Genomic DNA, 18,223 nt, shown 5'->3' with positions numbered 1-18,223 from the left:
TATTTATGGTAATTGTTTTGATAATAAATGGTTTATTAGAATAGTACCTAAAAATAAAAGAGTAAGTCATGAATAGACTAATAGTTATACTGATACTAGTTTTCAGCTTGAATGCTTGTGGACAACAGCCAAATAAGGCTCAAGATAAATTGAATCCAAGCTTTGTAGAGAAGACAAAAGAGCTGTTTAAACAAGTAAAAGTATATGACGAAGAGCTAGAGTACACTCTTGAGGTTAAAGAATCACATGGTTGTACTTATGAAGTATTAGTGAGTGGTTTTCCTGTTTTGAGTCATTATGTATCAGGAGATTTCACTGGTAATATTCCTATTAATCAAGCTATAGTAAAGAGTGGTGTACAGCAAGTAGAATTAATAGTCACTCCATCTGTAGATGTAAACTATGTTAGTGAGAAGAGCTTAGATCTAAGTAAGGCTAAATTTGATTTTAGTATTGTCTGTCAAAATAAGAATAGAGAATCTACTACTGTTCATACCTATTCTTTACCCAAAGATGAAAGCTCTTTAATGGCATTTGAAGACAATTTTGTTTTTGATGCTCCTTATGTTTATTACGAACACGATGTACAACATTGGATGAATAGTGTTGATCTTCAGACAGAGGATAGGGTTAAGTTATTAAAGGAGGTAGAAATGTTTTATAACGAGACTATAGAATTTCTTAATAAAGCGGAAGCGGAGCATTTGGCGCGTATTGCCTATCAAAGCCAGCTGGATTATCATCGCTATTCTTATCTAAAAAGTGGTAGTTATGCTAATTTCTTAATTGATTTTTGGAAAAATAGCTATAAAACCAAAGAGATAGAGCCTTTAAAAGATTATGAAATGAGGTTCTATGCCAATGGTCGTATAGTAAAGTTAGTAAGGATAGATAAGGAGAATTATAATAAATCGCCCTTGATACTGGTAACTCGTCAAGGTGGTGGAACTAGTTTTTATGAGATTAATTTGCATAGACCGAAAGAAGGAGGTGCTTTAGAAGTGATTAGATGATAAGAAAAATAGAAGGTTTTTAAATATGAAGAAGTTAAATTACTTTGTTTGTGCAAATAGGGGATATTATATTGAGTTAGATTGGAGCTGGGAAGTAAGCTATAGTTTTAAAGATTTTGAATCAGGTTTAATATATGTACATACAGTAGATCAAAATGAAGATAGATGGGTATCTGGTGCAGGTATGATTAGACAACCATAAAAGAGTTATATCCTTGAACCAGAGTATGGTAAAATAATGACATATAAAGAATGGAAGGCTTTCTTTAATTATGATATGCAAACTATTTATACTGAAGACGGGATGTTTAAATACACAAGACAGCGTAAATATGATGATAAAGTAGATTGTGATTATATAGATGAAACGTTAGTCTTTTTAAAAGGAGATCATATAACTACAAGTCAAGGTGTTGCTTTTTATGGAGAAAAAAAGGATACTTTATTGGTCGCAGACGGTAGTTAAAACTATGCACTTTAGTGCATTTAGCTTTCAGCTTCTAAAAACCTTTCACAATATTGGTTGTTGTTACTTGTGAATTGGTTATCTAGTGCATTTTGAAACTAAGATATTTTAAAAGTTAGTTTTAAGTAAAACTACTAAGTTCTGTATTTCCACACAGGCAGACTTTAGTCTGCTTTAACAAACTATGGACTTTCAGTCCATAGTGGTTTATTAGAAAGTACAATTAAAGAAATAGAGGAACGAATTAGAATTAAACAGGAGTATGCTAATAGACCATCTATAGTTGATTTTAGTAAGGGATATTAGGATAAGTTAGAGGATTATGACATATTATTTGCTTATTATAAGCAGACTAATGTTGTTCTGAATATTTTTGATAAGGGCGTTTATAAGGTTTATGAATTAAATAAATCGAAACAATTTGATTTTAGAGAGTTAGTGAGAGCTGGAACAATAAGTCCTATTATTGAATTTTCAAGTATTAAGAACTTATGGGAATCTTTTGTACAAGATGAAGATTGGTACCTAAAGTATATTCGATGTTATAATATTAAAACAAGTCCATTTGCTTTAGCGAGTGTTGTGTTGGGGACTATAAATGAACTACATAGGCAACAAAGTTTTACCTTTAAAGAATATGAACAAATAAACAGTTGGATAAATTTAGTTTATAGTGATGAATATAGAGGAGAAGAAATAAAACAGTGGTGCTCTAACTGTCATAGTTTAGTTAAGTTTTATAGTAGGTATCCTAAACATATCTGTAGAGAATGTTCAGATAAAAAGATGTATGATAAGGATGGATTACTTTTAGACATTGTTTATTTAGGATATGATGGAATAGAAGTAAAACATTTAAAGAGTAATAATGTAGTTGAGAAAACAGAGACTACTTTTTATTTTGATGATTGTCATTTAGATGGAAAAATATTTACAGCACAGCCTGCTAGATTTGGAGGTATAGTTTTTCAATTGAGAGAAGACTCAATATGAAGTTGCTTTGGCTTAAAACTGCAGAAGAGTAATATACAAGAGACTTATGACTGCGGTTATAGGTCTTTTTTTATGGATATTATCGTTTAAAGACGATAAAGAATAAGGCTACCTGTATGGCTAGGATGGCATAAAACTTTAGTTTAAAAGAGTCTTTAGAGATTTTATGTCTAAGTTTCTTCATCGCAATCCATGCACCTAGTGTTCCTCCAAAAAAGCAAAGAGACAGGAGGTTCTTCTCAGAAACACGTCTTTTGTTTTTAATCGCTTGTTCTTTGTCAAAGGCAAACATGGAGAAAGCTAAATAGTTTATTATAAGTAGATATAGGAATAAAAACTTCATGAGATTTATTTATTGTGACAAAGGTAGTATTTTAGCTATTCTTAAAATAATAAAATATGACGTTGATAGAGTTTATTCAACAGGCTGTGAGTGCTAGTGCAAAAAGTATAGAGAATACGCTGTCTCTGTTAGGAGAGGGATGTACTATACCGTTTATCGCTAGATATAGAAAAGATAGAACTGGTAATCTAGATGAGGTGATTATCGAAAAAATAGCAAAGTATAGCGAGCTGTACGAAGGGATAGTGAAGAGAAAGGAGTCTATATTAGGTTCTATAGAAGAACAGGGGAAGCTAACAGATGAATTGCGCAATAAGATTACAAATAGCTTTGATCTAATAGAGATAGAGGATTTATACTTGCCCTATAAGAAGACTCGTAAGACGAAGGCTGATACGGCTAGAGAGAATGGTTTAGAACCATTGGCTAAAGTGATTATGGCTCAGAATGCTCATGATATAGAGTCTATCGCTGCTAAATATCTTAATGATAAGGTAGGAAGTGAAGAAGAGGCTATACAGGGGGCATCTGATATCATTGCTGAATGGATTAATGAAAATATGTATGTGAGAAAATCACTGAGAAGAAAGTTCCAACGCAGTGGGGTGATCAGTACTAAGGTAGTAAAGGCAAAAAAAGAAGAAGAGCATGCGCAGAAGTTTGAGCAATATTTTGATTGGGCAGAACCTGTGTATAAGATACCTGCACATCGATTATTAGCTATTCTAAGAGCAGAGAAAGAAGGTTTTATCAAGTTTAATGTAGGTATTGATAAGAGTGAGGCTATTAGCTTCATAGAAGATAATGTAGTTAAAGGTAAGAATGAGTGTGGTAAGATAGTAGAGAAGGCAGTAGCGGATAGTTATAAACGTCTGTTAGAACCTGCATTGTCTAATGAGGCCTTGGTAGAAGCGAAGGAGAAGGCAGATTTAAACTCTATACAGGTATTTGCGGATAACCTTACTCAGTTGTTATTAGGTTCGCCATTAGGAGAGAAACGCATATTAGCTATCGACCCAGGGTTTAAGACTGGGTGTAAGGTGGTTTGTTTAGATGAGCAAGGTGATTTGTTATACAACGAGACTATATTTCCTCATGCTCCTCAGAAGGATACTACTATGGCGATGAAGAAGATTCGCTCTATGGTCAATGCATACAATGTAGAAGCTATCGCTATCGGTAATGGTACAGCCTCTAGAGAGACGGAGTTCTTTATTAAGAAAATAGCTTTTGATAAGCCTGTACAAGTATTCGTAGTGAATGAGGCTGGAGCATCTGTGTACTCTGCGTCTAAGATAGCGAGAGAAGAGTTTCCTACTTATGATGTGACAGTGAGAGGTGCTGTGTCTATCGGGCGTCGTCTGTCTGATCCATTAGCAGAGCTAGTGAAGATAGATCCTAAGTCTATCGGAGTAGGACAGTATCAGCACGATGTAGATCAGTCTATGCTTAAAAAAGAGCTAGATAATGTGGTGATGAAGTGTGTGAACTCAGTAGGAGTTAACCTAAATACTGCTAGTAAATCGTTATTGAGCTATGTGTCTGGGATAGGTGAGAAGATGGCTGAGAATATAGTGCAATACAGAACTGAGAATGGACCATTTGAGAGCAGAACAGAACTTAAGAAAGTACCTCGACTAGGAGATAAAGCCTTCCAACAGGCAGCTGCATTTGTGCGTATTAAGAACGCTAAGAATCCATTAGACGACTCTGCTGTACATCCAGAGGCTTATGGTGTAGTAGAGAAGATCGCTAAAGATATGAAGGTGTCTATAGGGGATATGATCTCTAATAAAGAGCTTATCGCTAAAGTAGATGCTAATAAATATACTACGGGTGAGGTAGGAGCATTAGCGCTTCAAGATATCTTAAAAGAATTAGAGAAGCCTGGTCTAGATCCTAGACGTAGTGCTAAGGTATTTGAGTTTGATCCTAGTGTGAAACAAATTACAGACTTAAAAATAGGTCAAGTATTACCTGGTATTATCAATAATATTACCAACTTTGGTTGTTTCGTTGATGTAGGGATTAAGGAGAGTGGTCTAGTGCATATCTCTCAACTTAAGGCAGGCTTTGTATCAGACGTGAATGAAGTAGTGAAGTTACACCAGCATGTACAAGTGAAGGTGACGGATGTAGATGTTGCTAAAAAGAGAATACAGCTGTCTATGATATTAGATTAAACCTAGATTCCGCATTCGCTTAATACTACGATAAATACTACTTCACATCTCTTTCATTTCTTCTAAAACTATACTATAGTATGCTTTTTTGATAAGTTGAGAGCTGTTTTTGTAGAATTTACTCTATCGCGTATTCTAGGCTGAAAAAATAAATAAAAAAACATTTCTAAATCTTGTTTTTGGCACGATACTTGTTTTTAAATTGGTACTTGAGTTTGAAAACAATAATGTTGTTATTGAAAAAGAAAACAAGCAGGTAAGTAGTGTTTTTATTATGTTTTATAAGTGAAGTGCCTATCTTTTATTGTCAAGATAGGTACTTTTTTTTGAGCTATAGTGATGTATAGAAACAAAAAAAGCGTTATACGGCAAGCCATATAACGCGTAAAATATATAAGTTTAGAACAGAATTATTCTGTCTTAGAGTTATCTTGTGTATTCTCTTTTTTAGTTGTCTGTTGAGCGTTTTCGTCTCTAGTAGCATCTTTAAATTCTTTGATACCAGAACCAAGTCCTCTCATTAATTCAGGGATTTTTTTACCTCCGAATAACAATAGAATGATAGCTACAATAACTATAATTTGCCATGGCCCAACCATTCCTAAAAATATGTGTAATGAGTTCATAATAATCTTTTTGAAACATTAAGTAGCGACAAATATAGTAAGAAAAATGTAAAACGTTTATTCGTAATAGGTTTTATTTAACTTTTAACGTTTATGTAGTAAGGAATTTTCTTTTAAACTGTGAATATTTAGGTAAAGTGATAGAGTCAAATTTTATAATTATTATATTTGTGTAGTAAAATAGGTACAGATGTTAGGAAAGGGACATAAAAGAAAAAAGTGGAAAAATACACTTTTAAGTAAATACCGTATTGTTATCGTTAATGATAAGACGTTCGAAGATGTAAAGTCTTTTAAGCTTAATTTACTTAATGTTTTTGGTGCCAGTACTACATTGGTATTTTTATTTATTCTATCAACTGTTTTGATGTTGGTATTAACTCCGTTAAAGGAATATATACCTGGGTATTCTTCTGCTGAGCTAAAACAAAAGGCAGTCGAATTAGCTCTGAAAGTAGATTCGCTAGAGAATGAGTCTAGACAGAATCAACAGTATCTAAGTGCAATCAAAAGTGCCTTGTTAGGAGAAATACAGGTGACAGAGGCTAGTATAGACTCTTTAAAGTTAACTCAGAAACCATTAAATCAAATCGAGCATAAAGATCCTAGTGAAACAGATATGAAGCTAAGAGAAATGGTTCGACTAGAGGATAAGTATAATCTCTTCGAAGAGAGTAAACCTAAAGTTAGCCAAGTCCTGTTTAGCCCAATTAATGCAGAAATAGTTAGAAAATACGATAGTAGAGCAATGCACTTCGGTGTGGACTTTAGAGCCCCTGCTAATACACCTGTAAAAGCGATTAGTAAAGGCACAGTGTTATTCGTAGACTGGACTATAAAAGATGGTTATACAATCATCTTGCTACACGATGAAGGTTTAATATCTGTATATAAACACTTAACTTCTCTTACTAAAGGAGAATATGAAAGTGTAAGGTCAGGAGAAGTAATCGGTCTTTTTGATGGAAGTAGTGAGGCTACCGCATTAAATGCTTCTACAAAATACTTCCACTTCGAATTATGGAAAGATGCCTATCCATTAGATAGCTCATTATTTATAGATTTAGAATAAGAGAATATGTCAATAAAATCATTTGGGGCTAAAGTATTTGCTTCAATTATACATAAGAAAACACAGAAGTGGGTCAATGATCCTATTAATACGCAAAAGAAGGTTTTTGAACAATTGTTAGAGGATGCTAAGCATACGGCATTTGGAAAAGACCATAATTTTGCTTATATTAATAGCTACGAAGATTTCGTAAAACATGTACCCATCAGAGATTATGAAGGATTAAGACCTTATGTAGATAGAGTAGTAGCTGGTGAGAGTGATGTGTTGTGGAAAGGTAAACCTTTATATTTCGCAAAGACTTCGGGTACAACTTCGGGGGCTAAGTATATCCCATTAACCAAAGAGTCTATGCCGTATCATATAGAAGCTGCTCGTAATGCAATATTAGCTTATGTATATGAGACAGGTAAAGCGGACTTCGTAAATGGTAAAATGATCTTCTTACAAGGGAGCCCTATACTAGATGAGAAAAATGGTATAAAATTAGGTAGATTATCAGGGATAGTAGCTCACTATGTTCCTGCTTATTTACAGAAGAATAGACTGCCTAGTCTAGAAACAAACTGTATAGAGGACTGGGAGACTAAAGTAGATGCTATCGTGGAAGAGACAGTAGATCAGAATATGAGTGTGATCTCTGGTATTCCGAGCTGGGTACAGATGTACTTCGAAAAACTAAAGGAGAAAAAAGGTAAACCTGTAGGGGATATATTTCCTAACTTTAATTTGTTCATTTATGGAGGTGTAAACTATGAGCCTTATAGAGGTAAATTTGAACAAATGATCGGACGTAAGGTACCATCTATAGAGTTGTTCCCTGCTTCTGAAGGATTCTTCGCTTATCAAGATACACAGACAGAGAAAGGGATGTTATTGTTGCTAAATGCAGGTATCTTCTATGAGTTTATAAAAGTAGAGGAGTTCTTTAATGAGAATGCTAGAAGATATACGATAGGAGAGGTAGAGCTAGGTGTGAATTATGTATTAATTATCTCTACCAACGCTGGACTATGGGGATATAATATCGGTGATACGGTACAGTTCGTTAACCTGAAACCTTATAGAGTAGTGGTATCTGGGCGTATAAAGCATTTTATCTCTGCATTCGGAGAACATGTGATCGGTAAGGAGGTAGAGTCTGCTATACAAGAAGCTATGGAGGGTACGTCAGTAACGGTTAATGAGTTTACTGTAGCACCACAGATTAGTCCAGAAGAGGGATTGCCTTACCATGAATGGTTGATAGAGTTCGGCAATGAACCTGAGGATTTAGAAGCTTTTGCTTTAAAGATAGATAATGCTCTAAGAAAGCAGAATATGTATTATGATGATCTAATTGTAGGAAAGGTGTTGAAGACATTAGTCATCTCTAAAGTAAAACAAGAAGGCTTTAATAATTATATGAAAAGTATAGGAAAGCTAGGAGGGCAAAATAAGTTGCCTAGATTAAGCAATGATAGAATCATCGCTGATCAATTAAAATTATATTAGTAAAAAGAAATAATAAGACGTAAAAAGGAGAAGTATATGAAAGAGATAAAGAATATATCTAGAACGAGAGCGCAAGTGTCGTCTGCAGCTGTGGAGCGTATGTATATTACAATGCGCCATTTGTTTAACAGAGGTTTTTATAAACCGATGGGAGTGTCAGGAGATACATTAAGAGAAGCGCTATTAGAATTGCGTCCAGAAATATATGGTACTATCGCAGAAGAAAAAGTAGAGTTAAACGGATTGTTATATGTTATCGAACGCCTTCCGATTGGAATAGAGGAGTGTCGTTATATTAACTTGACATCTGATGAGGGGTATTCATTCTCTCACTTTACAGCTATAGTACCACCTAAGAGAAGAAGAAACTGTTATCGAATAGATGAGGAACAGATGAATATCGAGATCACTAGAGGTAGATCTGATATCTATGATGTTTTGACTCACTTGACATTTATATTCATCGAATCGCATAAAATTAAAGATCGTGTATTGATAGGAGAAGATGGTAAGGTAACTCGCGATTGGAAAAAGATAGAAACTGCAGCTAAAAAAGAAGAGTTTTTAGAATTAGAGGAGAAAGAGGTAATCATGTCTCACCTAGCTAATGTATTAGGACGTTCTTTTGCTGAGGTTCTAGATGTATATGAGAAATTCGCTATTCCTGAGAATCCAGACCGTTTCTTAGACGTGATTTACTGGTTAGGAAAGTTAGCGATAGAAGAGGATGTGTATAACGATAAACGTACAATCACTTTTAGCCCACTACTTAGAGAACGTCTAGGACACCATATCTATGGAGAAATGTGGTCTGATAGAATTAAAGAGGTGCTCACAGCTAAAGGATTATTAGAACGTCCAATCCATATCATCAGTGCGAATATGCACAGTGTTATGAATTCTATCTTTGCTCCTTCAGTTGTAAAGAGTGAAGTAGAGGTAAGTTCTGAGCTAGAGGTATACGAAGAGCTTAGCAAGCCTGAGAACAAACACCTTAGAGATTTGGTTAATGAACGCGCTGAAAATGAAGGAATGACTTTCTTAAGAGATGAGTCAGGAACGAACATTGACGTACAAATCTTCGATACTGCTAAGATAGATTTCGCTACTACAAACTTTAAGGCTCAGCAAATAGAAGGAGAGTATCCTGTGATTATCGTTATGGATTACGCTTTCGGTGAGCAGGCTTATGAGACGATTGATGAGCTTTTAAAGCCTTATAAAAAGACAACGATGATAGATGTGGAATCTGTATCTATCATGGGTAAAGCAGGTATCTTAGTGGGAGGTAAAGGAGATATCATGATTCCATTCGCTCATATTAATGAGGGAACAGGGGATAATTATCCTTTTGACAATGAATTGACAGTAGATATGTTTAAGAATGATGATATCCCTGTATTTGGAGGAACAATGGTAACTGTATTAGGGACATCACTTCAAAATAAGGATTTATTAAAGTTCTTCCACGATTCTACATGGGGTGTAATCGGTCTAGAGATGGAAGGTGCTCACTACCAAAAAGCAATACAGTCTGCTTCTAAGATCAGAAAAAGTATTAATCCTGATGTGAAAGTAAGATATGCTTACTATGCTTCTGATAACCCATTAGAGACAGGTAGTACATTAGCTTCAGGAGGGTTAGGTACAACAGGAGTAAAGCCTACTTACTTAATTACCATTAAAATACTAGAGCAGATATTTAATATTAAGTAATTAAATTCTAAATAGTTTAAGATAAATGAGCCATCACAGAATATATGTGGTGGCTTTTTATTTTGATTTATATGTTAAATTGTGAATTTAAGTGTAATTTTATAGTCTTAGAATTTAGTTGAAAAGATGAAGGTATTTACTACTCCTATACAAGATTGTGTTATCATAGAACCAAAGGTATTCTTCGATGAGCGAGGATATTTCTTAGAGAGCTTTAATGAGGCTGTTTTTGCGAAAGAAACAGGGTTAGCTGTACGTTTTATTCAAGACAACCAATCTAAGTCTTCTAAGGGCGTTCTAAGAGGGCTTCATTACCAAAGAGGAGCTTATCAGCAAGCTAAGCTAGTAAGAGTATTACAAGGTGAGGTATTAGATGTAGTAGTGGATCTTCGCAAGGACTCTAGTACATATGGACAGCAGTTCACTCAAGTGCTATCAGCAGATAATTTTAAACAGGTGTTTATCCCTAGAGGGTGCGCGCATGGTTTTTTAGTAAAGAGTGAGACGGCAATATTCGCTTATAAGTGCGATAACGTTTATAATAAAGAATCTGAAGGGGGTATCATCTATAATGATCCAAGTTTAGGGATTGATTGGGAGTTTAATCTTGATGAGGTTATCGTTTCTGATAAAGATAAGGTATTACCATTATTCGAAAATGCTTTACCTATATGATCAAGATATTAGTTACAGGGGCTAAAGGACAAGTAGGACAATGCTTACAATCTATAAGTCATGAATATGATGGAGTGGAATTCTTTTTCTTTGATTCTAGTCAGTTAGATATAACGAATGAAGTTTCGATAGATGAGGTTTTCAGTAAAGTGTACCCTGATTATTGTTTTAATTTAGCTGCTTATACTGCTGTAGATAGAGCAGAGGATGAGGAAGAATTAGCGTATAAAGTAAATGCTGAAGGAGTAATGCACTTAACAAGAGCATGTAATCAATACAATACTACGTTAGTGCACCTGTCTACTGACTTTGTATTTGATGGTCATAAACAGACTCCTTATACTGTCTCTGATATCCCAAATCCTATTAATGTGTATGGTGCTTCTAAATTAAAGGGAGAATTATACATAAAAGCGAATATGAAGCGTTACTATATCGTGCGTACTTCATGGGTGTACTCTGATTATGGTCATAATTTTAAGAAGACGATGTTGAGATTAGCAGAGACTAAAAGTGAAGTAAGTGTTGTAATGGATCAAATAGGTTGTCCTACTCATGCAATAGAATTATGTCATTTTTTAATGTCTCTGATGCAAGGAAATCATGATTATGGGGTTTATCATTATAGAGGCGATGTAATTTGCTCTTGGTATGACTTTGCGGTATCCATATTTAAAGAGAATAATATTAATATAAAAGTGAATCCAATCACTACTGAGGAATATCCTACTAGGGCTAGTAGACCGAGGTATAGTGTGTTGGGTATGTAGATATGAAGGATTTTTATTTTATTTTATTAATAACTCTTTTGTTTTATTCATGTAAAAGAGATGTTACAGTGAGTACTTATATTAGTACCGAAAATAATGTTTTTAATGTTGAAGATACAGTTAAAGTAGGATTCAATGCAGTTGATTTTTTAGACAAAAAGGTTTTTAATAATGATAGTCTGTACCCTAAGTTTCCCTTTTCTGGTTCAAATATAGCTATGTATGATAATTTAGAAAGATCTGAAGCAGAAATTCCTCTAATTTATTATAATAGCGGGCATCACTATTATCCAATTACTTTTTGTCAAGTGGCTTTAGCATATCATGCTAATTTTTTAGAAACTAAATCAGAGAATAGTAAAGAAGAGTTTTTAAAAATATCTTCACATATCTTAAACGAGGCAGTTTTGATAGAAGACTTTGCGGTTTTACAGACGGAACTACAAGTTGAAAACTATCGACTACCTTCTAAATGGGCATCAGCTATGTCACAAGGATACGCTGTAGTAATTATGTTACAAGCTTATAATTTAACGAGAGATAATAGATATTTAGATATGTCCAATAAGTTCTTGAAATCATTTGATTATTCAATAGATAAAGGAGGAGTTTTAAATTTTTGGGATGGTTATCCTTTTTATGAAGAATATGCAGATCCTAAATCACATGTTTTGAATGGGTATATGTTTTCGCTAGCAGGATTGTATTATAGTTATCGAGTTACAGGTAATAATGATGCAAAACGTCTTTTTGATCAAGGTATAAATACTTTAAAAGCAAAAATTCATGTGTATGATTCTTTCTTTACTTCAAATTACAATAAATTTCGAGTAGAAGAAATGAAGAATGAGACATATGCTTCAGCAATTAATGAAGATCCAGATCATTATCATGAATTAGAGATTTATCAACTTTTGACTCTATATTATTGGACTAATGAATCAATATTACGAGAATATGCACATAAGTTTATTAAGTATGATACTGGAAAAATTGATAGTTATTATGATTTCGATAAATTTAAGAAAGTAACTTCTTTAAAATTACAAGAAAATATAGATGTGTTAACTGATGAGTTGTGGAGTTGGGGGAATTTTTGGAGTACAAAAAATAAAGATAATGAACTAATAATAGAGTTTGATAAGTATCGAAGAAATATAGAAGGTATTGTTTTTTATAGCCCTACTGAAGAATCTTTACCACACAATTATTCTATTTATGTGTGGGAAAAAGATAATTGGGAAAAAATATATACCAATAAAGATATCTATAATAAAAATAGAAAGTATTATAAAACAGGAGGATTCGATACATTTATTGATATAAACTACTTTCCTGTATCATTTGCTACCAATAAGTTAAAGATAAGTTTCGATGTTGGTAGTAGAGGAAACGTGAGCTTGAGAGAAATAAATGTGTTATTTGACCAAGATGATAAAGTAGAGTATATTTTAAATTCTATTAGAAAAAATGTAATTGATTGATGAATAAGGAATTTATAAAAAATATTATTATTAATAATTTATCATTAGGATTACAGTTTGGATCAAGATGGTTACTTAGTATTGTTTTATTGTCAAAATTAGGAATTATCCCTTTTGGAATTTTTTCATTTATTTACTCGTTGGCTAATATTTTGGTATCAGTTCTACCCTTCGGTAGTCAGTTTTATTTAATAAAAGAAACAAACATAGATAAGGATAATAGTAAAGAGTTACAGGCATCAGTTCTTATACTTACTATATTATCATTTTTAGTATTTGGAGTAATTTTGATTTTAGATTTTCTAGGAGTTAATAGTTATGGTTATGTAATATATTTAGGTTGGATTTTAGGAGTAGTTTTTAGTATTAATAATATTCTTTTTTCTTATTTAAAAGGAATAGGGCAGTTTGGCTTTGAATTAAAGATAAATGTTGTTTTTTCTTTATTAATTTTTGCTCTAATGGGGTATGTAATTTATATTGAAACATTAGAAATCAATACAATTTTTTACTTATTGATTTTATTTAATCTATTAACGACAGCTACTTTTCTTAATTTATCTAAAGGTATTTCTTTGTTTAAAGATATTACAGTTCTTCTAACTAAAAAACAGTTGTTACTTGTTTGGAAAGCGAGACAGTATTATGGATTACAGGATATAGTTACAGCTTCTTTTGTTCAGGGAGGAATGTTACTATTGCCACTTTTAGTTCAAGGAGATATTTATGGAACGTATAGAGGGTTGTTATTAATTGTGGCTCCATTTGCTCTATTAAATCTTGCGTTTTCACAAGTATTATTAAATCAAATAAAAAATGTTTCTGTTGAAGAAAAAGGAATAGTATTTCATTCTCTGCAAAAAATAGCTATTCCTATTCTAGTATTGATTTTAGGAGTAATGTATGTTTTTAGAGAATTTGTTTTAGAAAAAATAGCCAAGTTAGCTTTAACAGAAACAATTAATCAAGCGTATATCGGTGTGTTAGGGATTATATTTTTCAGTTTTGTTTATTCAGGGTACGAAATGTTATTAGTAGCTTTAAATAAACAGAAAATACGTTTTTTAATTATGGTTATTGGGGCTGTAGTTAATTTAATAACCATATTCACATTGTTACCCAAATATGGAGTAGTGGGAGCTATAGGAACTAATTTGATTTCAACATTTATTGTTTTTGCTTTAATTCTGTGGAGTGGGGAGAAACAATTAAAAAAATATTAAATTATGTGTGGAATTTTAGGAAGTATAAATTTACCATTTGGTGAAGCAACATTAAATACAATATATCATAGAGGTCCAGATAGTGGAGCTATTGAAAGTTTTGATATAGAGAATAGTACTGTTTTTTTAGGACATAGACGATTAGCCATTGTTGAACTAACAGAAGCAGGATATCAACCTATGACATCTATAGATCAAAATTTTGTAATTGTTTTTAACGGTGAGATATACAATCATTTAGAGCTTCGAAAGAAATTGCCTGAGATTAGTTTTAAAGGAAATTCTGATACTGAAACTATTCTTTACTATTTAGCTAAATTTGGTATTGAGGCGATAAAGGATTTTAATGGAATATTTAGTTTTTGTTTGCTAGATAAAAAGAGTCAAAAAGTGTATTTGGTTCGCGATCACTTTGGTGTTAAACCCTTATACTATTTATTAGAAGAATCTAATAAATTACTCTTCTCTTCAGAGATTAGACCTTTAAGATATTACAAGGGAAAATTAGAGATAGATCAAGAGAATGTAGCTGAGTTATTGAAACTTAGATATAATCCTTCGCCAGATACTATTTATCAAGGTATTTTAAAAGTGCGTCCTGGACATATTCTAGAGTATGACTTAGAGAAGAGCTCTATTGATATTTATAGTTATATAAACCCAGTTGCAATAGTTAAGAATTATAGCTTTAATAAGGCAGTAGGTAAATATGGTCAACTTTTTGAAGATGCTGTTAAGAGACAATTAATGTCTGATGTAGAAGTAGGTACTTTACTAAGTGGAGGAATAGACTCTGCTTTAGTTACTTATTTTGCTCAGAAACATTCTGATAATAGGCTTAAAACATATACAGTAGGGTTTGAAGAGAATGAATTTGCTAATGAAATAGAAGATGCTCAAAGGTCTGCTGATTTCTTAAAGACAGATCATCATAATATTATTATATCAGCTAGTAATTTTAAAGAGATTTTTGAAGAGACATGTCGTATTGTTGAAGAACCCTTAGGAACAACTTCAATATTACCAATGTTCTATTTAAATGAGGCTGTAAGTAAAGATTTAAAAGTAGTTTTAACAGGGCAGGGAGCAGATGAACCACTTGGTGGATATACTCGCTATAAAGGAGAAATCTTAGCAGATAAGTTTCCTTCTTTTATGTTTCAATTAATGAAGCCGATTGCTAATTACAGTAAAAAAGAGAGATGGATTAGAGCTGCTCAATCATTGTCTATTAAGAATGATGTAAAGCGTTGGGAAAACATCTATGCCCTATTTACAGATACCGAAATCAATACACTTATAAATCATAGTGATTATAAAAGCTATGATAGAATCTGTTATTACTATGAATTATTAAAGTGTAAAGACAAGAAAGGTGTTGAAGGAATGATGGCGGTTGATTTGAGAATGAATTTAGCAGATGATCTCTTAATGTATACAGATAAAGTTTCCATGAATTTTACAATAGAAACAAGGGTTCCAATGTTAGATGTTGAATTAATTAAGTTTTTAGAATCTTTACCATATGATTTTAAAATAGCTGATGGAAAAACAAAAAGAATACATAGAGCATTTGCAGAAGAAATTTTACCTACGGAAATAATTAATAGACCTAAGAAAGGTTTTATGTCTCCAACTGAAAAGTGGTTTAGAGAGGATTTAGGCGAGTATTATATACAAATGATTAAAGAAAGTGATAGTCCTTATTTTGAATTGTTTAATAAAAAGGCTGTATTGGATATTTTTGAACAACACAAAAAAGGCTTTAATAGAGAAAAACAGATTTTTACATTACTATCGATTTATTACTTATTTAATAAATAATGAAAATTGCAATTATAACATCTAGATATCCTAAAGAAAATCAGCTATACAATCATATGTTTGTTCATGTTAGGGCATTGTATTTTAAATCTCAAGGAGTAGATGTGACTATTTTAGTACCAGCAAAGGAGAAAAGTATATATAATTATCAAGGGATTCATGTAATAGAGGATGTGTCAAGTGAAATAGCTAATGTATTAGGGAAGTATGATCTATTATATCTGCATTTACTTAATCAATATCCATTAAAGAATGGTGGCTTTAGTATATACAATGCTATTTTAAAGAATAAATATCCTGTAGCAATCTATATTCATGGAACAGATGTGTTAAAGTATCCTGAGTATTTGTATGATTTTACTTGGTCAATAAAAGGTATTGTGAAGTATCTATATATTAATACTTGGAATCATTTTTGGATGAAGCGCTTCTTAAGGCAAATAAGTTTATCAAATAGGTACTTAATTATGACGCCTTCACTATGGATGAAAAACCATACTGAGAAGATTCTTGCTATAAAGTTTGAAAAGTTTTATGCAGTTCCTAATGGGGTTGATACTGAGTTGTTTGATGTTCCGTTTAATTATCAAAATAGACATAAGATTATTACAATAAGACCTCTCTCTGATGTTAAATATGGAGTTGATATGTCTATAGAATTAATGAGATTTTTACCGGATATATTTACATTAGATATTTATGGTAAAGGTTTTTTGAAGTATAAATATGAACAGCTAATAAAGAAGTATAATCTAGAGAATAGAGTTAGGATAATAGACGATTTTATAGAGAGAAAAGATTTGCCTACGTTGTTTTCTAATTATGGTATTTTTAGCGCTTTTACTTTGTTTGATTCTCAAGGAGTTATTATGTGCGAAGCTATGGCAAGTAGATTGTTAACAATAAGTAATAATAATTCTGCAATAAGTGAATTTATTGAAGATAGAATAGGGGGTTTAATTGATGATGATCTAGAGAAACTTGCACAGAGAATCATTGAGATTACTAATGATTCTCATGTGATGGAGAATATAGTAAAAGAAGGTAGGAGTGGAATGACGAAAATTAATTGGCGAAAACAAGGTGAAAAAGAACTTTTCTTATTAAAACAAATTGTGACATGAAATTAATACATGATAATGTAAAAAAGCTAGATTTTATTATAGGATATTTATTGTTTCCATTATTGATTTTGGACATGATAAATGGTATATTACATGAGAATAAGATTGAGTTTATATTTTCTTTAAGTCAATTGTATAAGTCTATTCTTATTTTATTATTAAGTGTTAGGCTTATTTTATACCCTAAAGTGTTTCAAAAAATTTTATTATATACGCTTATCCTTTTTATTCCTTCAATCACTCAATTTTGTTTTTATAATTCAGACCTCAACCTCCTTTTTCAGGACACTATTAGAACTTCGAAGTATCTAATTATTATTATCTCCTTTTATTATTTTAAATATTATCTAGTTGATAATAATAGTTTTACTATTTTATGGAGGTGGATAAAATTTTCATTTTGGATTTTAGCATCCAATTTATTGAGTAAGTTGGTAGGTTTAGGTTATCCAATGTATGAGTTTGGTAATATCGGGACAAGAGGATATTTTATTGCAGGTAATGAAATATCAGCATTACTAATTGTTCTATCTGCTATCATAGGTTATTATTATTTGGTTGTTAAAAAGGACAAGTTAGCTTTTATTTTTTATGGAGCCTTTAGTTTTGTTTTAGGTTTATTGATTAGCTCTAAAACAGGGATGCTAGGAATTGTTCTTGTTTATATTGCAATTCTTTTAAGTGTTTATGATTTTTCTAAAAATATATCTAAAGCAACAATTGGTAAGGCATTATTAGGAATTAGTAGCATATTAATTATAATTGTTCTTTTTATAACAAATACATCAATATTTGATAGATATACTTTATTTTGGGATAAGTTAGATTTTGTAACTTTTGTTTTGTCAAGCAGGAATTTATATTTCCATGAGACTTGGTTGATTATACAAGAGAAATATAATCTAGTTAATTATTTTATAGGAGTTGGGCCTACGCAATATTATGAATGGGCATCTAAATTTGTAGAAATAGATATGATAGATATTTTTTTCTCTTATGGTATAATGGGGGTTTTACTTTTTTTTCAATTTTATGGAAGTCTATTAAAAGAATCTATTTTGCTTAGTAAAAAGCAGGAATTCCCTTTTGGTCGAGTAACTTTAATTCTTTTATGTTTTTTACTTTTACTATCGTGCTTATCAGGACATATATTAAATTCAGGAATAGCTGGTGTGTATATAGGATTTGGGTTTGCTATAATGTTTAAAAAGATTTAA

17 protein-coding genes are annotated in these 18,223 nt (G+C 32.0%); 15 read left to right on the top strand and 2 right to left on the bottom strand.

The features are described 5' to 3' along the window. Window positions 1–68: 68 nt before the first annotated feature. The 4 genes from MYRA21_RS05540 to MYRA21_RS05530 all read left to right on the top strand — a co-directional run bounded on the left by MYRA21_RS05540 (window position 69) and on the right by MYRA21_RS05530 (window position 2,472). The gene (locus MYRA21_RS05540) at window positions 69–1,013 is read left to right on the top strand and encodes a hypothetical protein (protein ID WP_006257964.1); all 945 of its coding nucleotides are present in this window, start codon (window positions 69–71) and stop codon (window positions 1,011–1,013) included. Window positions 1,014–1,038: 25 nt separating this feature from the next. Next, window positions 1,039–1,215: a hypothetical protein gene (locus MYRA21_RS19280; protein WP_006257965.1), complete on the top strand. Its 177-nt coding sequence runs from the start codon at window positions 1,039–1,041 to the stop codon at window positions 1,213–1,215. 36 nt (window positions 1,216–1,251) lie between these two features. Continuing rightward, window positions 1,252–1,479 (top strand): hypothetical protein, encoded by a 228-nt coding sequence (locus MYRA21_RS19275; RefSeq protein ID WP_006257966.1) that lies wholly within the window; start codon window positions 1,252–1,254, stop codon window positions 1,477–1,479. Between the two features lie 438 nt (window positions 1,480–1,917). After that, on the top strand, window positions 1,918–2,472 hold the full coding sequence (locus MYRA21_RS05530) for a hypothetical protein (protein ID WP_006257967.1): 555 nt from the start codon (window positions 1,918–1,920) through the stop codon (window positions 2,470–2,472). Window positions 2,473–2,551: 79 nt separating this feature from the next. Here MYRA21_RS05530 and MYRA21_RS05525 read toward each other — a convergent pair whose 3' ends face one another. Further along, on the bottom strand, window positions 2,552–2,815 hold the full coding sequence (locus MYRA21_RS05525) for a DUF1294 domain-containing protein (protein WP_006257968.1): 264 nt from the start codon (window positions 2,813–2,815) through the stop codon (window positions 2,552–2,554). Between the two features lie 56 nt (window positions 2,816–2,871). On the opposite strand from MYRA21_RS05525, the gene MYRA21_RS05520 reads away from it, so the two are divergent. Next, window positions 2,872–4,998 carry a Tex family protein gene (locus MYRA21_RS05520; protein WP_006257969.1) on the top strand — a complete coding sequence of 709 codons (2,127 nt, stop codon included), beginning with the start codon at window positions 2,872–2,874 and terminating at the stop codon, window positions 4,996–4,998. Window positions 4,999–5,408: 410 nt separating this feature from the next. Here MYRA21_RS05520 and MYRA21_RS05515 read toward each other — a convergent pair whose 3' ends face one another. Then, entirely contained in the window at window positions 5,409–5,624 is a 216-nt protein-coding gene (locus tag MYRA21_RS05515; protein ID WP_006257970.1) for a twin-arginine translocase TatA/TatE family subunit, read from the bottom strand. A gap of 190 nt (window positions 5,625–5,814) precedes the next feature. Here MYRA21_RS05515 and MYRA21_RS05510 point away from each other — a divergent pair, with 190 nt between their 5' ends. From MYRA21_RS05510 to MYRA21_RS05465, 10 genes are all read left to right on the top strand, one after another. Beyond that, entirely contained in the window at window positions 5,815–6,696 is an 882-nt protein-coding gene (locus MYRA21_RS05510; protein ID WP_006257971.1) for a murein hydrolase activator EnvC, read from the top strand. A 6-nt stretch (window positions 6,697–6,702) separates the two neighbouring features. Then, complete coding sequence (locus MYRA21_RS05505; protein WP_006257972.1) at window positions 6,703–8,190, top strand: GH3 auxin-responsive promoter family protein; 1,488 nt, start codon at window positions 6,703–6,705, stop codon at window positions 8,188–8,190. Window positions 8,191–8,226: 36 nt separating this feature from the next. Next, the gene (locus tag MYRA21_RS05500) at window positions 8,227–9,906 is read left to right on the top strand and encodes a hypothetical protein (RefSeq protein ID WP_006257973.1); all 1,680 of its coding nucleotides are present in this window, start codon (window positions 8,227–8,229) and stop codon (window positions 9,904–9,906) included. Window positions 9,907–10,032: 126 nt separating this feature from the next. Continuing rightward, a complete protein-coding gene (gene rfbC, locus MYRA21_RS05495) occupies window positions 10,033–10,581 on the top strand; it encodes a dTDP-4-dehydrorhamnose 3,5-epimerase (protein ID WP_006257974.1) in 549 nt (182 codons plus the stop codon). Further along, window positions 10,578–11,351, top strand: a complete 774-nt coding sequence (gene rfbD, locus MYRA21_RS05490; RefSeq protein ID WP_006257975.1) for a dTDP-4-dehydrorhamnose reductase — start codon at window positions 10,578–10,580, stop codon at window positions 11,349–11,351. The genes rfbC and rfbD overlap by 4 nt, the downstream gene beginning before the upstream one ends. A 68-nt stretch (window positions 11,352–11,419) precedes the next feature. Continuing rightward, complete coding sequence (locus tag MYRA21_RS05485) at window positions 11,420–12,835, top strand: D-glucuronyl C5-epimerase family protein (RefSeq protein WP_225581439.1); 1,416 nt, start codon at window positions 11,420–11,422, stop codon at window positions 12,833–12,835. After that, window positions 12,835–14,058, top strand: a complete 1,224-nt coding sequence (locus MYRA21_RS05480; protein ID WP_006257977.1) for a lipopolysaccharide biosynthesis protein — start codon at window positions 12,835–12,837, stop codon at window positions 14,056–14,058. The genes MYRA21_RS05485 and MYRA21_RS05480 overlap by 1 nt, the downstream gene beginning before the upstream one ends. Window positions 14,059–14,061: 3 nt before the next feature. Continuing rightward, on the top strand, window positions 14,062–15,882 hold the full coding sequence (asnB, locus tag MYRA21_RS05475; RefSeq protein WP_006257978.1) for an asparagine synthase (glutamine-hydrolyzing): 1,821 nt from the start codon (window positions 14,062–14,064) through the stop codon (window positions 15,880–15,882). Next, window positions 15,882–17,006, top strand: a complete 1,125-nt coding sequence (locus MYRA21_RS05470; protein WP_039328695.1) for a glycosyltransferase family 4 protein — start codon at window positions 15,882–15,884, stop codon at window positions 17,004–17,006. The genes asnB and MYRA21_RS05470 overlap by 1 nt, the downstream gene beginning before the upstream one ends. Continuing rightward, complete coding sequence (locus MYRA21_RS05465) at window positions 17,003–18,223, top strand: O-antigen ligase family protein (RefSeq protein ID WP_039328694.1); 1,221 nt, start codon at window positions 17,003–17,005, stop codon at window positions 18,221–18,223. Before MYRA21_RS05470 ends, MYRA21_RS05465 begins: the two co-directional genes overlap by 4 nt.

It is taken from the genome of Myroides sp. A21 (assembly GCF_000807225.1).
Lineage (GTDB): Bacteria > Bacteroidota > Bacteroidia > Flavobacteriales > Flavobacteriaceae > Flavobacterium > Flavobacterium odoratimimum.
The sequence above is the reverse complement of the archived record's forward strand: the minus strand, read 5'-3'. Positions and strand labels throughout refer to the sequence as shown.